Source organism: Edwardsiella piscicida (assembly GCF_021733145.1).
Lineage (GTDB): Bacteria > Pseudomonadota > Gammaproteobacteria > Enterobacterales > Enterobacteriaceae > Edwardsiella > Edwardsiella piscicida.
This window is the reverse complement of the sequence record NZ_CP090968.1, coordinates 2,975,739-2,992,855: the sequence shown is the minus strand read 5'-3', so window position 1 is coordinate 2,992,855 and position 17,117 is coordinate 2,975,739. Positions and strand designations below refer to the sequence as shown.

At 56.0% G+C, this 17,117-nt stretch carries 15 protein-coding genes and 1 other annotated feature; of the genes, 7 read left to right on the top strand and 8 right to left on the bottom strand.

The window, feature by feature from the left end; genetic code table 11:
* Window positions 1-3 precede the first annotated feature (3 nt).
* The gene (rplS, locus tag L1P05_RS13665; RefSeq protein WP_012849671.1) at window positions 4-351 is read left to right on the top strand and encodes a 50S ribosomal protein L19; all 348 of its coding nucleotides are present in this window, start codon (window positions 4-6) and stop codon (window positions 349-351) included.
* 133 nt (window positions 352-484) lie between these two features.
* Here rplS and L1P05_RS13660 read toward each other — a convergent pair whose 3' ends face one another.
* The 3 genes from L1P05_RS13660 to L1P05_RS13650 all read right to left on the bottom strand — a co-directional run bounded on the left by L1P05_RS13660 (window position 485) and on the right by L1P05_RS13650 (window position 3,483).
* The gene (locus tag L1P05_RS13660; RefSeq protein ID WP_012849670.1) at window positions 485-1,033 is read right to left on the bottom strand and encodes a class I SAM-dependent methyltransferase; all 549 of its coding nucleotides are present in this window, start codon (window positions 1,031-1,033) and stop codon (window positions 485-487) included.
* Between the two features lie 166 nt (window positions 1,034-1,199).
* Window positions 1,200-1,970, bottom strand: a complete 771-nt coding sequence (locus tag L1P05_RS13655) for a DUF481 domain-containing protein (RefSeq protein ID WP_015462228.1) — start codon at window positions 1,968-1,970, stop codon at window positions 1,200-1,202.
* Between the two features lie 169 nt (window positions 1,971-2,139).
* Window positions 2,140-3,483: an anaerobic C4-dicarboxylate transporter gene (locus L1P05_RS13650; protein WP_012849668.1), complete on the bottom strand. Its 1,344-nt coding sequence runs from the start codon at window positions 3,481-3,483 to the stop codon at window positions 2,140-2,142.
* 683 nt (window positions 3,484-4,166) lie between these two features.
* Between L1P05_RS13650 and L1P05_RS13645 the strand changes: the two genes are divergently transcribed.
* Complete coding sequence (locus L1P05_RS13645) at window positions 4,167-6,686, top strand: inverse autotransporter beta domain-containing protein (protein ID WP_012849666.1); 2,520 nt, start codon at window positions 4,167-4,169, stop codon at window positions 6,684-6,686.
* A 192-nt stretch (window positions 6,687-6,878) separates the two neighbouring features.
* The gene (locus L1P05_RS13640) at window positions 6,879-7,775 is read left to right on the top strand and encodes a helix-turn-helix domain-containing protein (protein WP_012849665.1); all 897 of its coding nucleotides are present in this window, start codon (window positions 6,879-6,881) and stop codon (window positions 7,773-7,775) included.
* A 10-nt stretch (window positions 7,776-7,785) separates the two neighbouring features.
* On the opposite strand, the gene L1P05_RS13635 is transcribed toward L1P05_RS13640, so the two are convergent.
* On the bottom strand, window positions 7,786-8,688 hold the full coding sequence (locus L1P05_RS13635; RefSeq protein WP_012849664.1) for a helix-turn-helix domain-containing protein: 903 nt from the start codon (window positions 8,686-8,688) through the stop codon (window positions 7,786-7,788).
* A gap of 486 nt (window positions 8,689-9,174) precedes the next feature.
* A complete protein-coding gene (btsR, locus tag L1P05_RS13630) occupies window positions 9,175-9,891 on the bottom strand; it encodes a two-component system response regulator BtsR (protein ID WP_012849662.1) in 717 nt (238 codons plus the stop codon).
* 288 nt (window positions 9,892-10,179) lie between these two features.
* Here btsR and L1P05_RS13625 point away from each other — a divergent pair, with 288 nt between their 5' ends.
* Both L1P05_RS13625 and tyrA read left to right on the top strand, forming a co-directional pair.
* Window positions 10,180-11,250: a 3-deoxy-7-phosphoheptulonate synthase gene (locus tag L1P05_RS13625; protein ID WP_041692600.1), complete on the top strand. Its 1,071-nt coding sequence runs from the start codon at window positions 10,180-10,182 to the stop codon at window positions 11,248-11,250.
* 6 nt (window positions 11,251-11,256) lie between these two features.
* Window positions 11,257-12,378, top strand: a complete 1,122-nt coding sequence (gene tyrA / locus L1P05_RS13620) for a bifunctional chorismate mutase/prephenate dehydrogenase (RefSeq protein ID WP_012849660.1) — start codon at window positions 11,257-11,259, stop codon at window positions 12,376-12,378.
* A gap of 25 nt (window positions 12,379-12,403) precedes the next feature.
* Here the strand turns inward: tyrA and pheA are convergent, their stop codons facing one another.
* The 3 genes from pheA to bamD all read right to left on the bottom strand — a co-directional run bounded on the left by pheA (window position 12,404) and on the right by bamD (window position 15,259).
* Window positions 12,404-13,564 carry a bifunctional chorismate mutase/prephenate dehydratase gene (gene pheA, locus L1P05_RS13615; RefSeq protein ID WP_012849659.1) on the bottom strand — a complete coding sequence of 387 codons (1,161 nt, stop codon included), beginning with the start codon at window positions 13,562-13,564 and terminating at the stop codon, window positions 12,404-12,406.
* A 38-nt stretch (window positions 13,565-13,602) separates the two neighbouring features.
* Window positions 13,603-13,725, bottom strand: a sequence feature (Phe leader region).
* 126 nt (window positions 13,726-13,851) lie between these two features.
* On the bottom strand, window positions 13,852-14,190 hold the full coding sequence (gene raiA, locus L1P05_RS13610; protein WP_012849658.1) for a ribosome-associated translation inhibitor RaiA: 339 nt from the start codon (window positions 14,188-14,190) through the stop codon (window positions 13,852-13,854).
* 331 nt (window positions 14,191-14,521) lie between these two features.
* Entirely contained in the window at window positions 14,522-15,259 is a 738-nt protein-coding gene (gene bamD / locus L1P05_RS13605; protein WP_012849656.1) for an outer membrane protein assembly factor BamD, read from the bottom strand.
* A gap of 133 nt (window positions 15,260-15,392) precedes the next feature.
* Here bamD and rluD point away from each other — a divergent pair, with 133 nt between their 5' ends.
* Together rluD and yfiH are read left to right on the top strand one after the other, a co-directional pair.
* A complete protein-coding gene (gene rluD / locus L1P05_RS13600; protein WP_034168572.1) occupies window positions 15,393-16,373 on the top strand; it encodes a 23S rRNA pseudouridine(1911/1915/1917) synthase RluD in 981 nt (326 codons plus the stop codon).
* Window positions 16,370-17,104, top strand: a complete 735-nt coding sequence (gene yfiH, locus L1P05_RS13595) for a purine nucleoside phosphorylase YfiH (RefSeq protein WP_012849654.1) — start codon at window positions 16,370-16,372, stop codon at window positions 17,102-17,104. The genes rluD and yfiH overlap by 4 nt, the downstream gene beginning before the upstream one ends.
* Window positions 17,105-17,117 lie beyond the last annotated feature (13 nt).

Genomic DNA, 17,117 nt, shown 5'->3' with positions numbered 1-17,117 from the left:
ATTATGAGCAATATCATTAAACAGATTGAACAAGAGCAGATGAAGCAAGACGTACCTGCGTTCCGTCCGGGTGACTCCGTGGAAGTGAAGGTATGGGTCGTTGAAGGTTCTAAAAAGCGTCTGCAGGCATTCGAGGGCGTGGTTATCGCTATCCGTAACCGCGGTCTGCACTCTGCATTCACTGTTCGCAAAATTTCTAACGGCGAAGGTGTTGAGCGTGTATTCCAGACTCACTCACCGGTTATCGACAGCATCGCTGTGAAACGTCGTGGTGCCGTTCGTAAAGCTAAACTGTACTACCTGCGTGAGCGTACTGGTAAGGCTGCCCGTATTAAAGAGCGCCTGAACTAAGACTACGCTTTCGCTACATCCGAAAGTAGTTAAATGATAAGGGGTTGGCCATATGGCCAACCCCTTTTTTTTGTCGGTTGAAGACCCCTGACCTAGCCGGGGGTTGTCGTATCCATGCATCGCGACGTGCGGGTTAGCGCGCTCGGCATAGGTAGACAAAGGCGGGGGGGAGATTGCGCCATACCAGGGTACGCTGCCAGAGAAAGTGGGCAGAAAGGCCCTCTTCCAGCAGTGGGCTGTATTGGAACTGAATAAACACCCCGCCGGGCGTCAGGGCGCGGGCGGCCTGCGCTAGGATCGTTTGGCGCAGCGCCTGGGGGAATGCCAGCAGCGGCAGCCCGGAGAAGATCGCATCGTATTTTTGCGTGATCGCCGCCGCCGAGGCGCAGTGCACCGTCGCGCGCCGATCGGCAATATTGCGTAGGGTCTGGCAAAAATGCGGGTTGGTCTCAAAGATATCCAGCCTGGCATCCGTCCGCATCTGACGCTGAATATGACGCGTCAGAACCCCGGTGCCTGCGCCGAACTCCGCAACGCGACGGCTATAGGCCCAGTCAACGGAGCGTACCATCTGGCGGCACAGATAGGGGGTGGAGGGGGTGATAGCGCCAACCGTGCGGGGTGAGCGGACGAACTGAGTAATGAAGTCTGCCGTCGTTTTTAGTGATTCGGTCAATAGCATGATACCGCTTCCTCTCGCTTCTCTTATCGTTGTTTCCATTAGAGCGAGAAATGCTTAAGGGGATATTAAGCTACGGCGTAAAGAAAGAATAAGAAGGGTAAGGTCGTGTCAGGCGCGCCACGACTGAGCCGTGGCGCAGGTACCCTCCCGAGGGGGAGGGCGGCCGTTACAGGTTGTACTGTAGGGTGATCGCGCTGGTGCGGTCGGTGTGCTTGGGAGCACTGGCCGGCGGTTCGCTGTTGTAGGTCACGTTATAGGAGAGACGCAGCGAGAAGGCATCGTTAATGCCGACGTTGAGCGCCGTTTCCGAGTTGAGAGAGGTATCTTCGTTAGAGAGCGCAGAGACCCCCTGGGTAAACTGGGTGTTCTTGGTGAGCTGATAGGTATAGTTCGCGGCACCGTAGGCCAGCGCGCGGGTGGAGCGCCCCCCTTCCCGATACTCGTCATGGCGGATGCCTGGACCGAATTCGACGCGCAGATCCTGCGACGGTGAGGAGAAGATCTGACGACCATAGCCTGCGGTACCGGTGGTGCGGGAGGCGTAGCCGGCAAAGCGATCGTTCAGCCAGTTAACCTGGCCGAACATATAGTTATCGGTCGTGACGTTATAGCGGGTACGGGCGCCGGCCTGGTATTTTTCGGCGGAGCGGGTGCCGTTAGACTCGGCGTTATTCGCCGTTCCCCACAGGCTATAGGCGGTGGCGGCATCCCGGTTAAACCAGGTCATGGTGGTATCGGCCAGCAGGCTGGAGTTATTGCTGTTTCCTGACTGTGAGTTATAACCGGCCTGTATGTTTCCGGTAAAAGGCTGTTTCGCCGTTGACGGATCGTCTAACGCGGTAAACAGGGTGCTATCGGCACAGGCATTGACGCCGTACAGCGCAGCGGTAATGCCAATGAGGATCGGCAGTGAACGGGTGACGCATAAGCGGAGCATGATGTTTCCAGTAAAAATAGGGATGTTGCCAAAGTTGATAGGCGTCACATTATAGCGGGTGATATTGTGGCCAAAAATGGTAATGATTAGCTTATTTTTGCAAGGTTGACGGGAGCGTTATACGCTTTTTTTATATCGGCCTCCCGTAGGAGGCCGGGGAAGAGGTTTCTTAATAGAATGCGGCAACCAGCAGATAGCCTACCGTACACGAGGTGATGACACCGATAAAACCGGGCAGGATAAAGCTGTGGTTAATAATAAATTTCCCGATGCGGGTGGTTCCTGAGCGGTCAAAGCCGATACAGGCCAGATCGCTGGGGTAGGTCGGCAGAACGAAGTAGCCATAGGCCGCCGGAAAGAACGCCAGCAGCATTTTGGGCTCAACGCCCAGCGATAGCCCCATCGGTGCGATGGCGGTCAGCGCGGCCGCCTGGCTGTTCACCAGCTTGGAGACCAAAAACAGCACCAGCGCATAGGTCCAGGGGTGGCTCTTCACGACATCTTCCAGCACCAGGCGCAGATCCTGCATATGCGCCTGGAAGAAGGTATCACTCATCCAGGCGACGCCAAAGACGGAAAAGATAGCGACCATACCGGCTTTAAAGACGGCGCCGCTGGAGATTTCGCCCGGCTTGACCTTACAGGACATCAGGATGATGGCGCCGGCGATCAGCATCATCATCTGGATGACCAGGTTCATCGAGAGGGGTTTCATCACCCCTTTCACCTCAAAGGCCGGCCGCAGATCGGCGAAGGCGCCCAGGATGACGACGACGGCGATAGCGGTAAAAAAGATCCAGGTAGCCCAGTAGGCCTGTTTGGGGAACGTCTGGTTCAGCAGCGTTTGGCTATCGCCATAGATGTAGGCGCGCTGCTCCGGATCTTTGATTTTCTCCTGGAATACCGGATCTTTATCCAGATCTTTACCGCGGCGCAGGCTCCACAGCGCGGCGACCAGCACCCCGCACAGCGAGGCTGGCACCGATACGGCCAGAATATCCAGAATCGTGAAGGCTTGGCCAATGCCGTGCGCGGCGCCGAGGATTGAGACCAGTGAGACCACGGCGACGGAGACCGGCGATGCGGTGATGGCCATCTGTGATGCGACGGAGGCGACCGCCATCGGGCGCTCTGGGCGGATACCTTTCTTCAGCGCGATATCGGCGATGATGGGGAACATGGTATAGACCACGTGTCCGGTGCCGCAGAGGAACGTCAGCATCCAGGTGGTCAACGGCGCCAGGATAGTGATGTGCTGAGGGTGACGACGCAGCAGGCGTTCGGCAAACTGCATCATCACGTTGAGGCCGCCGGCGGTTTGTAGCACCGCGGCGCAGCCGATGACGGCCAGAATGGTCAGGATGACCTCGACCGGCGGCTTGCCGGGCACCAGATCGAAGACAAAGGTCAGGATGAAGAGACCAATACCACTGATAAGCCCCAGCCCCATCCCGCCATAGCGTGTCCCTAGCAATAGACAGATTATTATAACGGCAAATTGTAGTGTGACCATATATTCCCTTTGTTTTTATTCTCCCGCGCCGTGATTCATGTTATGAGAGCGTCGGGCATTCATGACAGCGAAAGTCGTATACAGCGTAATGCTACGTAATAATCTTTTGGGTCTGCATATGATTCTGAGAGATTGCTCTCCCTTTATAAAAATACAGAATATAAATTAAATGAAAATTGATCTGAATAAAGTATTGTGGAAAAAATGAAAACGGAAAAGAGCCCGCTGGGCATCCAAAATAGGAATAGTGTCATAAGATAAATCTGTTCGTTATCATGCAGCAAGCGTATAGAGCAGCCAGTTACTTATCATGCTTATAGTGTATCGCGGACGCGGCGTAGGCTGCGCTATCTCATTAGATAGCCTTATCATTCTGCTCTTTCTCTGATTATCTCTATACCTGAATGCGCGGTTTCGTGACGCTTCACGGTGCGGCGAGCGTCGGTGTTTTCATGCTTTCAGTAAAATTATGATATCGCCGACCGCCTCCGCTGCACGTTGTACTTTGGTGTTATTTGTGTGATGAGATTACGCGCTCATGTTAATAAAAAATAATTATATCTTGCACGTTATATCATAAATTGCGCATTTTGGATGCGTGTGACGCAATTGACAAATAATATACGCAAAAATTGTTACTGATAATTCGTATTGTTGTTTTCCTTATGCCTTTGGGAGGCTGGATGGTATCACTGTGTCTAACGGATGCGCCGCAGCGTAATATGAGGAAAAGTCTGCGCACTAGGCGGAGGCGAGTTATTTTTCCACTTTATCTATTTTTTACTTTGGCTTTATCTGTCAGTATCGCCAGCGCAGCATCTGAAAAAACGATGGATAGGCCTGGTAATCTTATAAAAGAAAATCAACAACGCGCCGCTTCGGATGAGGTTGGTCGCCTTTTCCGCATGCCCATAACGCCGGATGGAACGGCTGTTTTGAGTGGGGAAATAGGTCAGCAGCCTATCGCTATACATAATGTTGAAGACGCCAATGCGGGGGAGTTAGTTGATTCACCAATAAACGATGCCATTGCCATAAATATAAACAGGGCCTCGCAGAATAATAAAAACAACGCAGGCGCTGGGTCATTGACGAAGGAGCAAGACCCTATGGATTCGCTGTCCATTCGCGGCGTGGGGAGCGCGTTGGCTGCATCGGGGCGAGTAGATGCATTACATCATATGGCGCGTACCATGGCGACGTCGGCGGTAAACGATCAGATAGGACAATGGCTCAATCGCTATGGGACCGCGCGGATCCAGCTGAATACCGATCGGGATTTTTCATTGGCAGAGAGCGCTCTGGACTGGCTGCTGCCGCTGTATGATTCGCAGACGTTGACCCTATTTACGCAGCAGGGCTTCAGAAATAAGGATCGGCGTAATATTGCGAATATTGGCATCGGCACCCGGTTCATTCACCATGAGTGGATGATGGGGGGGAATGCTTTTTACGATAATGATTTTACAGGGGATAATAAAAGGGTTGGACTCGGTGCCGAGCTCTGGACAGACTCTTTTCAACTGTCCGCCAACGGTTACTTCAGGCTAACGGCGTGGCATCAGTCGCGCGATCGCAGCGACTATAATGAGCGGCCTGCCAACGGCGTCGATCTCCGCGCCAATGGTTGGCTTCCGGCGCAGCCCCACCTGGGAGGATCGCTGATATATGAGCACTATTTTGGTGATAACGTTGCGCTCTTTGGTAAAGATCACCTGCAGCGTAATCCCTATGCCATCACGCTAGGGGGGAGTTACACGCCGTTCTCTCTGCTGACGCTGGAGGTAAAGCAGCGCCTAGGTAAACAGGGAAATCAGGATACTCAGCTGGGGCTACACATAAATTATCGCCTGGGTGCTGACTTGCCGGCTCAGCTTGATCCCGCCGCGCTGGTCGCCGCAAGGACAATAGCAAAAACCCGCTATGACCTAGTGGAGCGGAATCATAATATTGTCCTGCAGTACCAAGAGCAGCAGAGGTTAAAAATCAAAAGCACTGAATATCTTGAGGGGTATCCCGGTAATAGCAGTGAAATCTATGCCGAGGTGGTCAGTAAATATGGCGTGCGCAATCTCCAGTGGATGAACGTTGCGGCGTTTGTTGCTGCCGGAGGGCAGATAATGGAGCTGCCAAACAATCGGTTAAAAATCACCTATCCCCCGTATAATGACAATGGGGACAATCGCTATCATATCGACGTGATGGCCTATGATACCCGGGGACAGAGCTCGAATATCAGTACGACGCAGATCTCGGTATTAAAGCCTGAGATGGATAATGACGCGTGGATTCTGAACGGTAACCTCACGCTGATTCGGGACAACGCGAAGGCCGACGGCGTTGATAAAAATCAGGTGCGCGCGCGGGTAACGAACGCCGCGGGGACGCCGCTGAGCCATCAGCGCGTCGTTTTCTCGGCGGACAACGGCGCCACGCTGACGGCGGTGCAGGTGACCACCGGCGAGGATGGGGTGGCCGAGACCTCGTTGAGCAGTACGACGGTTGGCGTCAGCAACGTGAGCGCTACGCTGAGCAATAATCGGCAGTCTGCGCTAGATACCCACTTCGTGCCGAACGATCGGTTTACCGCGGTGCTTGTTAACGGCGCCCGCTTTGACGCGAGCGCCGGTTTTCCGACGACGGGTTTTGCCAATGCTAAGTTTTTATTGGAAATTAACGGCGACAGCGCGCAAAACGCCGACTATGAGTGGCGCAGCAGTGCACCGGCGTGGGTCACGGTAGACAGCGGCGGCAATGTGCAGTTTCAGGCCGAACCGACGGCGCGTCAGACCGTCACGATCACGGCGCGGTCTAAGCGCTATGGTCACGAGGTGTCCTATCCCTTTACCGTATCGCGCTGGTTTATCAGCAACGGCATTAATCATATTTCCAGCGTGGATGCCGATGCCTATTGTGCCGGGAACAGCGGTTACGAGGTGCCCAGCTATCGCTGGGTGACCAATGCGGTTAATGATGGTGATAAGGGCGTGCGTGCGGTCGGCTCGCTGTGGTCGGAGTGGGGAAATATTGCCAACTTAAATCTCATGTTTGGCGTTGATCAGAGCTGGAGCGCGGAATATACCGATGAGACTCGCACTGTCCGCTATACCGCGGGCCTATCGACGGGGCATCTTACCGCAGACCCGATCGTTAATAATGGGTGGCCGGTGCTTAGAATGGCGAATTGTGTAAAAACGCTTTAGCCACCGCTTCCGAACTCCGCCCTTCGCGCCGGACTATTGTGACCGTGAAGGGCGTCACTGGATATATAGATCGATCTTCATCAATAGATTATTGAAAACGTGAGGCTGCATATTTTGACGCAGGTTGCGCCTATTGCCGGCACGATGAAGTTTGCCTGTGTACAATTTTTCTTATTTTAAGGGTGTGTATCTATGGCGGATATTATTACACGCACATTCTTTGCGTACGGTATTGAACACTTTTCTGCATGGGGAGACTTTTTCCAGCAGCAGGCACACTGCGGCAAGATAAAAATCAATGTGCATAATGATGATTTTTTTGGTGAGAGTGAGATCCATCATCTGCCCGGCGGTGAAATGGTGATCGCGATCCGCACCACGCCCGGCGTTATCGAGAAGTGCGAGCATTCCGCGGCGGTATTCGGCATCGTGTATTCGGATGCGCCGCTGCGGTGTACGCTGGACGGGCGAGAGATCGCCGTGCGCAGTAAAGAGTGTGTGCTGATAAACGGCGGACTGCCGTTTATCCTGGACTCCGCGGTCCCCCGGGCGACCGTCTCGGTATTGCTCCCGGTCGCCAGCTTTGGTTCGCATGCGCAGGCGGTGACGCCGATGTTTGACGGGCGCCTGGCCTCGACGCTGCCCTTTGGCAAGCTGATCAATAAGCTGGCCGCAGAATGCCATTGCGTGGCAGCGCTGCAGGAGAAGGTAGCGGCGTTGGTTAATCTGTTGATTATCTCCTGCGGGATGTCGCTGGGGCGTACGCTGAATAAATTTGCCTATCTCAGCAGCCTGATCGACGAACACTGTACAGGGTGCGACTTTTCCTTAGAGGGGCTGGTCAGCGTCAGCGGTATGTCAAAGCGTTCGATTCAGTATGTGTTTGCGCAGCAGAATACGCGTTTTCAGGATGTCCTGATCCAGGCTCGTCTGGATCGTCTGCTGAGAGAGATGCAGCATAACCCCTCGCGCTCCCTATCGGATCTGGTCAGCGGCTGCGGCTATCGTTCGCTGCTGACCGCCTCGCGGAACTTCAGACGCTATTACCGCGAGTCGCTGGAGGGGTATTACATAAAATACTGCCTATAAACGGGGGCGGCTATTGGCCCTCGGCGCTGATATAATCGGTGATTGACTGATTGAATTTACGCTTAAAATGCCTGGCTGCCGTTGAAAACGAGTTATAGCCGCTGAGAAAGACGATTTCATTGATTCTTTTGTTCTTCATCTTATGAATATTTTCGCATAGCAGCTTGAGTCGGATATCGGCGCTCAGGCGGTTAAACGAGGTGCCGTGCGACGCCAGGATATACTGAATGGTTCGGGCTGACATGGCGCACAGCTGCGCCAGCTTGGGCAGCGTGAGAGACTCATCGTAAATATTCATGGTGATTTTTTTAACGATGCGATCGTACTTGCCGTTGCTGTCCGGTGTTTCATTGTAAGTGATCACCTTAATCAGGTTGGTCACGATATCCAGGCGTTCGGCAAGCCCCGGCGCATGGTAGGTGGTCGATAGGATTTTGTTGATCTCATCGCCATACTTAATCGTCGAGAGTTTCCTTCCGGTTAATCCATTGATCACTTGCTCCAGTCGATCGCCCAGCAGAGAAAACGGGATGCCGAAAGAGCGCGTTTTTTGATATCCCGGTGAGGCGATACGGAAGCTTTTGGTACTGTCGATCAGGAAAGAGTCCCGGTAGGGGAGGGTGCAGCTGAGCCCCTCTTCACCCCACTGCATTTTGTGATCGGAGTAGATAAGATATAGCCGCCGATTTTGCAGGTCGCAGGCAATATGATGTTCAATACGGTAGCCGCAGGCGTTCATGGTCATGAAGTGGGCGCCGTTCTCCAGCGAGGTGATCGTGGTCTGTGCATAGAAATCATCGGCGGTCATTTCGATACTCAGCTCTCCACACTGTAGATTCCGCTGCATAAAGGTTAATAGCGCGGGAATATCCTCATAGCCTTTGGCTTCAAATGAGACAGTTGTATTCATCATATTTAATCAATGTCGCTGGCGCAGGGCAGAGGGCTCGCGCTGCCGATAGGTAAGCATAAAATAATATGCGCTAACTTCTATGCTGTTTATTTTATGCAAAACAGATGCGAAAGTGCACAAAATATTTTATTTCCGCGCTCGATTTAGTTCGTTCGTTAACCTGTCGTTTACGGCGCTAACGTCGGGTTATGTCAGCGTTATCGTACCGGCAGGATCGGGTAATAACCCATAGGGAGTATTCATCGTTGAATGGTAGGTTATTTCGCAGTAATTAAGCGGAAATATAAGGTTTGTTGAGCTGAGCTTATAAACTAGAGGTGCGTGAAATAGCGAGCGGATGAGGGGGATGTGCCATCGTATGATGAGTCTATGAAACATAATTAAATTTGAGGGGCGCGGTGGCTCGGCTATTTTTAGTTACGGCTATCGGACGGGGACAGCATGATATTTTATCAGACGAACTAATGAGTTCATTCACGGGGGGCGTTAGGCGATCCCCAGATGTTCTTTTAAATTTTTCAGGTAGCGGCGGCTGACCGGAATGCGTCTTCCACTGTGGGTCAATACCTCAGCGGCGCCGTTATCCAGCAGCTGGATTTCGCTCAGGCGATCGACGTTCACCATGTACTGCCGATGACAGCGAACGAAAGGGGTTTTCTCCTCTAGCGTTTTGAGAGTCAGCTGGGTATAGCCGCTTTGCTGAGCGCCGACGACGTGAATCCCGCTTAATTCTGACGACAGATACTCGATCTCATCCAGCTTGAGCAAAAAGATGCGATTGAGTCCGTGACAGGGAATATGCCGCAGCTGCGGCTCCTGCAAAGGCTGTAGATTTTGCCGCACCGCGCACCCGCGTAGCAGGCGAACCAGGGTTTTTTGCAGTCTAGCGCAGTCGATCGGTTTGAGCAGATAGTCAAAGGCGTGCTGTTCAAACGCCTGAATGGCGTATTCGTCGAATGCGGTAATGAAGACGATATAGGGTTGGCTGTCCGGATCCAGCATGTTAACCATCTCTAACCCGCTGATGCGCGGCATCTGGATATCGAGAAACAGCACGTCGGGGCGCAGGCGATGAATGGTGGGGATCGCCTCCAGGGCATTGGCACAGCTGGCGACCAGCGTTATTTCAGGATAGCGTTGCAGCTGCGTCGTCAGCTCGTCACGGGCCGGCTGTTCATCGTCGACAATGATAGCAGTTAACATCGTATCTCCCCAGAGCGAACAGGATCGGACGGCAGGCCGCTGGCCCTCGGGCGTCGCGGACGGTTAGCGGGCACAGCCTAACATGTGTCTTTAACTTCGCGGTGTAATCGACAATGAAACTGCGTGATGCTTCAAATTTTGCTACTCAATAACGTGTAAAGATGAATGTACGATATTGTTTACATATATGGATTGAAAAGTTTACTGTGCATGTTAATGTAACCTGAATAGAGGCACGGTGGCCGCGCCGAGATAACCACTCCCAGATAGGCAGGTATTGTAATGATGATGCAAAAAGACGCGGTGAATAACGTTCATATCAGCGATGAGCAGATTTTGATTACGCCGGAGGAGCTAAAGGCCCGTTTCCCGCTGAGCGAGGCCCAGCAGGCGCACATCGCCACCTCCCGCCGCGAGATAGCCGATATTCTGGCTGGGCGCGACGGGCGTCTGCTGGTGATCTGCGGCCCCTGCTCGATCCATGATGTTGATGCCGCCCTTGAGTATGGCCGTCGCCTGCGAGCGCTGGCGCAGAGCGTGGGCGATCGGCTCTACGTTGTCATGCGGGGCTATTTTGAGAAGCCGCGTACCACGGTGGGCTGGAAAGGGCTGATTAACGATCCCTATATGGACGGCTCTTTCGACGTTGAGGCCGGGCTGCACATCGCCCGCCGCCTGCTGCTGCAGCTGGTCGATATGGGGTTGCCGCTGGCGACCGAGGCGCTGGACCCCAATTCGCCGCAGTATCTGGGCGATCTGTTCAGCTGGTCGGCCATCGGCGCGCGGACCACCGAGTCGCAGACCCACCGCGAGATGGCCTCCGGCCTGTCGATGCCGGTCGGCTTTAAAAACGGCACCGACGGTAGCCTAGAGACCGCGATTAATGCGATGAAGGCGGCGGCGATGCCGCATCGCTTCGTCGGTATCAATCAGGCGGGGCAGGTCTGCCTGCTGCAGACGCAGGGCAACCCCGATGGTCATGTTATTCTGCGCGGAGGACGGACGCCAAACTACAGCGCGCAGGATGTCGCGCAGTGTGAGGCACAGATGGTGCGGGCCGGTCTGCGCCCGCTGCTGATGGTTGACTGCAGCCACGGCAATTCCAACAAGGACTACCGACGTCAGCCGCAGGTCGCGCAGTCGGTCATTGCGCAGATCGCGGGGGGGAGCCGCGCCATTATCGGCGTGATGCTGGAGAGCAACCTGGAGGCCGGTAATCAGAGCTCAGAGCAGCCGCGCAGCGCTATGCGCTATGGCGTATCCGTGACGGATGGCTGCATTGACTGGACGACAACGGAAACGTTGCTGCGCGATATACAGCGTCAATTGGCGCCGCAGCGACGCGATCGGGAGGCATGATAGACGATGGTGGCGGAACTGAGCGCACTGCGCGATAGCATTGACGAGGTCGATAAGGCGCTGCTGGGGCTGCTGGCGCGCCGTTTACAGTTGGTAGCCCAGGTGGGGGAGGTCAAAAGCCGCTATGGTCTGCCGGTCTATGTGCCGGAGCGAGAGGCGGTGATGCTGGCGTCGCGCCGCGCGGAGGCGCAGCAGCTTGGTGTCTCGCCGGATCTGATTGAGGACGTGCTGCGTCGGGTGATGCGGGAGTCCTACGTCAGTGAAAATGACAAGGGGTTTAAGGCGCTGAATCCGACGCTGCGCCCGGTGGTGATCGTCGGCGGCGCGGGGCAGATGGGGCGGCTGTTTGCCCGGATGCTGCGCCTGTCGGGCTACTCGGTGCGTATACTGGAGCCGCAGGATTGGCCGCAGGCCGAGACGCTTTGCGCCGATGCCGGTATGGTGATGATCAGCGTACCGATCCATTTGACCGAGGCCGCGATAGCCCGCCTGCCGCCGCTGCCGTCGGATTGCCTGCTGGTCGATCTGGCGTCGGTTAAGGGAGGACCGATGCAGGCGATGCTGGCGGCGCATCGCGGGCCCGTCGTCGGGCTACATCCCATGTTTGGCCCGGACGTCGGCAGCTTTGCCAAGCAGGTGATCGTCTACTGCGACGGTCGACAGCCGCAGGCTTACCAGTGGCTGCTAGAGCAGCTGCAGGTTTGGGGCGCTCGCCTGCATCGCATCAGCGCGGTGCAGCACGATCAGAATATGGGGTTTATTCAGGCGCTGCGTCACTTTGCCACCTTTGCCTATGGGCTGCATCTGGCCGAAGAGAATGTCAGCATGGAACAGCTGCTGGCGCTCTCCTCGCCGATTTATCGTCTGGAGCTGATGATGGTCGGACGCCTGTTTGCGCAAGATGCGCAGCTGTATGCCGATATCATCATGGCATCGCCGGATAATCTGGCGCTGATCACGCGCTACTATCAGCGCTTCGGCGACGCGATCAGACTGCTGGACGGGCAGAATAAAGAGGCGTTTATCGAGACGTTTCAGCGTATCGCTCGCTGGTTCGGCGACGATGCGCAGCGTTTTCAGGATGAGAGCCGGGCGCTGCTGAGTCAGGCGCACGATCGCCGCGGTTGATGCCGCGGCGGTATCAGGATGATGATTACGCGGTCGGTGCGACCGGCACCACGTTTTCACTCGGGTAGCAGCCCAAGACTTTCTGCGATCGGGTGAGCGCCCGCAGGTCATGCAGCGCCCGCTGCATGGCTGGGTCGTTCAGATTCGCCTGAACATCCAGGTAGAACATCTCCTCCCACGGATTGCCGTTGATCGGCCGCGACTCCAGCTTGGTGATGACGATATGCTGCTCGCGGAAGGCCAGCAGCGCATCGACCAGCGCCCCGGGCTGTTGGCCCGTCGCCATGATCAGCGTGGTTTTGGCGGCGATGTGGGGATTGACCTCGATCGCTTTGCGCGCCAGGACAATGAACCGGGTCATGTTCTGGGCCTGGTTGGCCAGATCGTGCGCCAGCGGCTGCAGGCCATATAGATTACCGCCGTCGGCGCTGCCCAGGGCTGCCGCCTGGGGAGAGCGCAGCGCGGCGACCTTCTCCATCGCGGCGGCGGTGCTTTCACAGTATTCGATATGCCACTGTGGGTAGCGGCTGAGGAACTGGCTGCACTGCTGAAACGGCTGGGGGTGACTGTAGACGGTGGTCAGCGCGCTGATGTCGCCCTCTCCGGCGATCAGCAGGCAGTGCTCGATAGGCAGCGTTAGCTCTCCGACGAGGGAGAGGCTGGTGTGCTGCAGCAGATCGTAGACGTCGTTAATGGCGCCGGATGAGGTGTTTTCTATCGGCAGTACGCCATAGTCGGCCTGGCCGCTTTCGACCTGGGCGACGACGTCTTGAAAACGCTGGCATCCGCACTCCAGCACTCGATCAAAATGGCGCGCGGCATAGCGGCGAGCGGCCAGATGGGAATAGGAGCCTTTGGGACCGAGAAAGGCGATGCGTGCGGCGGCGTCGACGGCCAGGTGTGACTGCTGTAGCAGCGCCTGCTGGGTCAGCACCGAGTCTTCGATAATCAGTTGAAACAGGCGAGTAATAAAATGTGCGTCAAGCTGCAGCGGTTTGCCCTGCTCAATCAGGCTGTGCAGCAGATCGCGCTCTCTGGCCCGGTCGCGAACCGGGTGATGCAGCGCCTGTTTGGTGCGGGCGACCTGCTCGGCCAGGCAGCGGCGTTCGCCCAGCAGCGCCAGCAGCTGGCTGTCGACGGCGCTAATCTGCTCGCGCAGCGTCAATAATGGATTGGGTGTGCTCATCAGGGGCCCTTAATCAGCTTGGTGCAGTGGTGGCGCGCATAAAAAAAGCCTCCCGGGGGAGGCCTTACATCGTTCTTTCGCTGCTTTCTTAGCGTAGAGCGACGCCTCCCGGGCGCAGCGTCGGAAAAAAGCAGCGAAAGAACAACGAGCGATGGGACATAACGCAGCTCCACGGTGAGTCATACCCTACGTTAACCGTGATACTTTTTTCCTGTCAATGTTTTTTATTGATACAAAAAACGCGCCCGTGGGGCGCGTTATCTCTAAATAAAAGGGCTCGTTTTAGGTTATTCGCTGGCAGTGGCCTGCAGATTAGCGTCTTTTACGCTGGTATGGGCGCGGCGAGCTTCGCCCTTATGCTGGACTTTGTTTAGCTGACGCTCCAGCTTGTTCAGCAGCTCGTTGATGGCGGCATACATGTCTTCATGCTTGGCGCTGGCGACCAGCTGGCCATTGGGTGTGTTAATCGTGGCGTCAACCACAAACCCCTGCGGCTCCTTAGACAGAATGATATGCGGGTTAATCAGGTGCGTTTGCCATTTGTCCAGTTTGCTGAGACGGTCTTCGACATGTTCACGGATGGCAGCAGTGATTTCCATTTGTTTGCTGGTAATGCTGATAGTCATACAGATACCTCTCTGTCTTTTCCGTCTTGGTGATTTCAGCATAACGCGCCGCGGAGCAAAGTGTGAGAGGAAAATCACGGATTTTTGTCACTTTTTGCAAAGTTAAGTGGTTTTGTGATTCTGGTGAAAAGTGCTGAAAATAGCGCTTGAGTCAGCGGAAATTTATGCGCATGATGGAAAAGTTAAGGCAGAAAAATTGGCGCGGCCTAGGATCGATCATGGCCGAAATCTCCCCCACGGGGCGGGACGCGCTTCCCGGCCTCATCCGCGCGGATCAAACAAAAGGCAGCCGATGGGCTGCCTTCGCTGTTTATCCGTCTCTGCGTCGGCGCTATGCTTTGTCGCCGTTGAACGCGATGATTTTTTGTACCTTGTCGGCTTCGCCGTTCAGGCCCATCTGACGGTAGGCGTTCTCCATCAGCGGCAGCGCGTCACGGGTCGCCTGGGTATCAGGATAGTTGCGCAGCATCTGCTCTACGCGGTTTACCACGGCAACATAGGCCCCGCGCTTGGTGTAGAAGCGGGCGACGGCCAGTTCGTGTTTGGCAAGCCGGTTTTTCAAGAAGAGCAGACGCTTGGTGGCATCGGTCGTGTAGGCGCTGTTCGGGTAACGTTGTACCAACTGGCTGAAGTCACGGAAAGCCTGGCGGGCATGTTCGGGGTCACGGTCAGAGCGGTCGATGCCGAAGAAGCCCTGCAGCGCGCTGTCGTCCATGGCCATATCCGTCAAACCACGCATGTACAGTACGTAGGGCATGTTTTGACTGGTCGGATTGAGACGGATGAAGCGATCGATGGTAGCCTGTGCCATCGGCAGGTCTGCCGACTTGTAGTAGGCGTAGATCAGATCCAGCTGCACCTGCTGAGAGTAAGGGCCAAATGGATAACGGTTATCCAGCGCTTCCAGTTGCGTAATCGCCGCTTTAAAGTTACCGTCCTGCAGTTTTTGCTGTGCGGTGGCGTAGATTTCTGCAGGCGGATTGTCGGGCACCGCCTCTTTGGAGCTGGAGCAACCAACCAGCGCCAGGCTCAACGTGGTGGCAGCCACCAGATATTTGATACGCGTCATGACGTTTTGCTTACCCTTTTTTGTGTTGTTCCGGGTGACTCTCCGTTAAGCTCCCGGCAAAGACCAGCTACAATAGCACATTATTTTAAACGGCAACGCCGAGAAAACCCAACGTTAACGAAAGAAACTCACTATGGCACAACAAGTACAGCTCACCGCGACGGTGACGGAATCCCAGCTCGGTCAACGCTTAGATCAGGCGTTGGCGGAATTGTTCCCTGATTATTCACGTTCACGCATAAAAGAGTGGATCCTAGAGGGTCGCGCCAGCGTGAACGGGGTCATCATCAATAAGCCGAAAGAGAAGGTTTTGGGCGGTGAGCATATTGCCATTGATGCCCTGATTGAGGAAGAGAACCGTTGGGAAGCGCAGGATATCGCGCTGGATATCGTCTACGAGGACGAAGATATCCTGGTGATCAATAAGCCGCGCGATTTGGTCGTGCACCCCGGCGCCGGTAACCCGGACGGTACGGTGCTCAACGCGCTGCTGCATTACTATCCGCAGATCGCCGACGTTCCGCGCGCCGGGATCGTGCACCGACTGGATAAAGACACCACCGGTCTGATGGTGGTTGCGAAGACGGTACCGGCCCAGACTCGCCTGGTCGAATCGCTGCAGCTGCGTGAAATCACCCGTGAGTATGAGGCGGTGGCCATCGGGACCATGACCGCCGGCGGCACCGTACGGGAGCCCATCGCGCGCCATCCGACCAAGCGAACCCACATGTCGGTACACCCGATGGGTAAACCGGCGGTGACGCACTACCGCATCATGGAGCACTTCCGCGCCCATACGCGCCTGCGCCTGCGCCTGGAGACCGGGCGTACTCACCAGATCCGTGTGCATATGGCACACATTAACCATCCGCTGGTGGGCGATCCGCTGTACGGTGGCCGTCCGCGCCCGCCGCGCGATGCGTCGCCGGAGTTTATCCGCGTCCTGCGCGAGTTTGATCGCCAGGCGCTGCACGCGACCATGCTGCGCCTGTATCATCCGATCAGCGGTATCGAAATGGAGTGGCATGCACCGATCCCGGAAGATATGCAGCGCCTGATTGCGGTGATGCAAGAGGACGCCGAAACCTTTAAGGATGAGATGGACTGGCTATGAAACCGATCGTGCCGCGCTGGTCGGCGCCGTCGCGGGTCTTTGCCTATGGGACCACTCGCGACGGCGGCGTTAGTCTGCCGCCCTATGACGCGTTAAATTTGGGCGCGCACGTCGGCGACGAGCCTGCACGGGTTGCGGCCAACCGTGCGCGGCTGTGTCAGGCGTTGGCGCTGCCGACGCCGCCGGTGTGGCTGGATCAGGTACACGGTACGCGGGTGCTGACGCTGGCGGCCGGGAATACCGACGACGATGTGCGTGCCGATGCAGCCTATACCCGAACGCCGGGGCAGGTGTGCGCGGTGATGACGGCTGACTGTCTGCCCGTGCTGTTTACCTGCGATGAGGGTAACGAAGTGGCGGCGGCGCATGCCGGTTGGCGTGGGTTGTGCAATGGGGTTCTGGAGCAGACCCTGCGCTGTTTTAATGCGGCGCCCGGTGCGGTGATGGCTTGGCTCGGGCCGGCCATTGGCCCCGAGGCTTTTGAAGTGGGCGCCGAGGTGCGCGCGCAGTTTATGCAGCACGATCGGGCCAGCGCCAGCGCGTTCCGGCCCACGGCGGGCGATAAATACCTGGCCGATATCTATGCCCTGGCGCGCCAGCGTCTGCAGGCCGCGGGCGTTACCCGCATCAGCGGCGGCGAGTTCTGTACGCTGAGCGACGCATCGCGCTTCTTCTCCTACCGTCGTGCGGCGCAGACCGGTCGCATGGCCTCTCTGATCTGGTTCTCCTAACGTATCTCTCCCA

What these genes read in the sequence shown, in the direction of transcription:
- L1P05_RS13625 (WP_041692600.1), top strand. Translation starts at nt 10,180, where the DNA reads ATGCAAAAAGACGCGGTGAATAACGTTCATATCAGCGATGAGCAGATT.
- rplS (WP_012849671.1), top strand. Translation starts at nt 4, where the DNA reads ATGAGCAATATCATTAAACAGATTGAACAAGAGCAGATGAAGCAAGAC.
- L1P05_RS13640 (WP_012849665.1), top strand. Translation starts at nt 6,879, where the DNA reads ATGGCGGATATTATTACACGCACATTCTTTGCGTACGGTATTGAACAC.
- rluD (WP_034168572.1), top strand. Translation starts at nt 15,393, where the DNA reads ATGGCACAACAAGTACAGCTCACCGCGACGGTGACGGAATCCCAGCTC.
- L1P05_RS13650 (WP_012849668.1), bottom strand. Translation starts at nt 3,483, where the DNA reads ATGGTCACACTACAATTTGCCGTTATAATAATCTGTCTATTGCTAGGG.
- tyrA (WP_012849660.1), top strand. Translation starts at nt 11,257, where the DNA reads ATGGTGGCGGAACTGAGCGCACTGCGCGATAGCATTGACGAGGTCGAT.
- bamD (WP_012849656.1), bottom strand. Translation starts at nt 15,259, where the DNA reads ATGACGCGTATCAAATATCTGGTGGCTGCCACCACGTTGAGCCTGGCG.
- yfiH (WP_012849654.1), top strand. Translation starts at nt 16,370, where the DNA reads ATGAAACCGATCGTGCCGCGCTGGTCGGCGCCGTCGCGGGTCTTTGCC.
- btsR (WP_012849662.1), bottom strand. Translation starts at nt 9,891, where the DNA reads ATGTTAACTGCTATCATTGTCGACGATGAACAGCCGGCCCGTGACGAG.
- L1P05_RS13655 (WP_015462228.1), bottom strand. Translation starts at nt 1,970, where the DNA reads ATGCTCCGCTTATGCGTCACCCGTTCACTGCCGATCCTCATTGGCATT.
- raiA (WP_012849658.1), bottom strand. Translation starts at nt 14,190, where the DNA reads ATGACTATCAGCATTACCAGCAAACAAATGGAAATCACTGCTGCCATC.
- L1P05_RS13645 (WP_012849666.1), top strand. Translation starts at nt 4,167, where the DNA reads ATGGTATCACTGTGTCTAACGGATGCGCCGCAGCGTAATATGAGGAAA.
- pheA (WP_012849659.1), bottom strand. Translation starts at nt 13,564, where the DNA reads ATGAGCACACCCAATCCATTATTGACGCTGCGCGAGCAGATTAGCGCC.
- L1P05_RS13635 (WP_012849664.1), bottom strand. Translation starts at nt 8,688, where the DNA reads ATGATGAATACAACTGTCTCATTTGAAGCCAAAGGCTATGAGGATATT.
- L1P05_RS13660 (WP_012849670.1), bottom strand. Translation starts at nt 1,033, where the DNA reads ATGCTATTGACCGAATCACTAAAAACGACGGCAGACTTCATTACTCAG.